Below are 1,266 nucleotides of genomic sequence, written 5' to 3' on the forward strand. Positions count from 1 at the left end.
CGGCAGGGGCCGCAGGGCGACGATGTGCCCGTCGGTGTGCTGCCGTGTTGCTGCCTGGCGCCGGTGGCGGTCGTCGGCCAGGGCCTGGCGCATCCGCTTGGCCGTGGCGGCATGGGCGGGATCGGTGACCACTGCCTGCTTGGCCCAGGACCGTTCGTGGCGGGCGACGACCTGGCCGTCGCAGAACACCACGATCTCCTCGAGGGAGGCGGTGACGTCGACGAACCGGCCGATGACCTGCGGGTCAACCGAGTAGTCGCCGGTGTCAACGCGGACGTAGTAGTCACGCGCGAGACGGATCCGCGAGCTCAGGCCGGTCGGCGGCTCGAGGGGCGGCAGCGGTGTCATCGACAGGTAGTCCCGCTCCAGCAAGTCGGCCGGGCGGCCCTGGATCGAGCGGACCGTGCGGGAGTTCGCCTTGATGAGCCACTCCTGCAGCTGCTGATTGAAGTCCGCCGGGGAGGCGAACTGCCGGCCCGGCAGGAACGAGGTCTCCAGGTAGCCGTTGCTCCGCTCGACCATCCCCTTGTATTCGGGGTCGCGGGGCGGCGCCAGCTTGATCCTGGTGGCCAAAGTTCCGGCGAACGCCGCGGCCGGCGCGGTGAGTTTCCCGCTGCCGCCGATCGCCGCTTCCCGGTCCCAGACCAGCGTCTTTGGCACTCGGCCGATCCCGTGGATCAGTTGCCACATGCCCGAAAGGATGTCGCCGGCCTGCCGCGAGGGGATCAACACCGCGGACAAGTAGCGGGAGAATCCCAAGGTCATGACCAATACCGGCAGCACCCGCTTCTGCCCGGCTCCGACCTGGACCTTCGTCTCCGGGAACCACAGATCGCACTGGGCGACTTCGCCGGGCTCGTAGATGACCCGGTCGACCGGGTCGATCCCGACGTATTCCGGCCGGATCAGTGCCAGCCGCTTGCGCAGTGGTGCCGAGGAGTACGGCCAGCCGATCCTCTCGGCGATCACCGGCGCCGGCATCGTCGGCCACTCCTGCAGCAGAGCCCGCATCTGAGGCTCGAACCTGTCCGCGACATGACCCCGCGGGGCCCGCTCGAACACAGGCGGCCGGTCTGAGTTCAACGCCGCCCGCACCGTGTTCCGCGCCACCCCCAACCGCCGCGCGATCTCCTTGATGGGCACACCCTCCGCCCGGTGCAGACGGCGTATCTCGGCCCAGTCCTCCACTTTCAGCACCCTCCAGATCATCAAGGGGGGTTAATTCTGCGGGAGCACCTGGGGGTCATTCTTACGGGAGCAACGACA

At 68.6% G+C, this 1,266-nt stretch carries 1 protein-coding gene; it reads right to left on the bottom strand.

Translation table 11 applies throughout. The features are described from left to right. A partial coding sequence (gene istA, locus ACZ619_RS45870; RefSeq protein WP_469612018.1) for an IS21 family transposase occupies positions 1 to 1,197 on the bottom strand: 1,197 nt, incomplete at its 3' end. Positions 1,198 to 1,266: the final 69 nt, after the last annotated feature.

It is taken from the genome of Streptomyces sp. NPDC104367, assembly GCF_055583825.1.